Here is a 1195-nt window from a genome sequence, read left to right as displayed (position 1 = left end):
TGGTCGGTGACCGAGAAGGTGGCAATGGTCGAACAGACCTACGAGCCCGGTATGACCGTATCGCTGGTCGCGCGCCGTAACGGCGTGGCCGCCAATCAGCTGTTCCGCTGGCGCAAGCTCTATCGAGAAGGCGCCCTGACGTCAGTCGGGTCTGGCGATGCCGTGGTGCCAGCCAGCGAGTTCTCGGCACTCGAGAAGCAGGTTCGAGAATTACAGCGCCTGCTGGGCAAGAAGACGCTGGAGAACGAGATCCTGAAAGAGGCCGTGGAGGTGGGCCGACGAAAAAAGTACATCTCGCATGCGCCCTTGCCCGGCGACGACGATACGCGGTGAGCGTGGTCTGCCAGACACTGCAGGTGGCTCGCTCGAACGTGGTCGCGCAGCTGGGCCGTTCTCGGACCTGGGTCGACGGCCGACGTCGACGCGCGCCGGACGACACAGTGCTGTTGACCGATCTGCATGCCGTCATCGCCGATCGGCCCACCAATGGCTACCGGCGGGTGGCTGCGCGGCTCAATCGCCAGCGGCGTCAGGCCGGCCGAGCGCCAGCCAATCACAAGGCGGTCTATCGCGTGATGCGTGATCACCAGCTGCTGTTGGCCCGTCACACGGCCAAGCGGCCCGATCGCGCGCACGACGGCCGCGTTGCCGTCGAAGCCAGCAACCGTCGCTGGTGCTCGGATGGCTTCGAGATCGCCTGCGACAACGGCCAGCGGGTACGAGTCGCCTTCGCCCAGGACTGCTGCGATCGGGAAGCCATGAGTTGGGTGGCCACGACCCGCGGCATCGATGCGGCCATGGTGCAGGATTTGATGCTGCAGGCGGTGGAATCACGCTTCGGCAACGCCGAACGCGTGCCTGAACCGATTGAGTGGCTGACCGACAACGGCAGCTGCTATACAGCGGATGCGACTCGAAGCTTCGGTCGGACGCTTGGACTCGAGGTGCGACGTACCCCGATCGCCAGTCCGCAGAGCAATGGCATGGCCGAGGCGTTCGTGAAGACGTTCAAGCGCGACTACGTCGCGATCAACCCGCGGCCGGATGCGGAAGCCGTGATGCGTCAGTTGCCGGCCTGGTTCGACGACTACAACAACACGCACCCGCACAAGGCGCTGAACATGCGCTCACCGCGGGAATTCAGACAGGCTCAGGCAAGTAAGAATGCGTGTCCGGTTTTATAGGGGCAACTCCA

Annotated in this window: 1 protein-coding gene; it reads left to right on the top strand. The window is 64.3% G+C overall.

What is annotated here, in order from left to right:
- A protein-coding gene (locus D3260_RS17050) for an IS3 family transposase (RefSeq protein WP_233544123.1) occupies window positions 1-1184 on the top strand; the annotation gives its coding sequence in 2 pieces (ribosomal slippage) (window positions 1-280 and window positions 280-1184; 1185 coding nt annotated over the 2 pieces). This gene is flagged as partial in the annotation.
- Window positions 1185-1195: the final 11 nt, after the last annotated feature.

This window comes from Salinisphaera sp. Q1T1-3 (assembly GCF_003602005.1).
Taxonomy (GTDB): Bacteria; Pseudomonadota; Gammaproteobacteria; order Nevskiales; family Salinisphaeraceae; genus Salinisphaera.
Note: the sequence above shows the minus strand (reverse complement) of the source record. Positions and strands in the feature narration are given on the sequence as shown.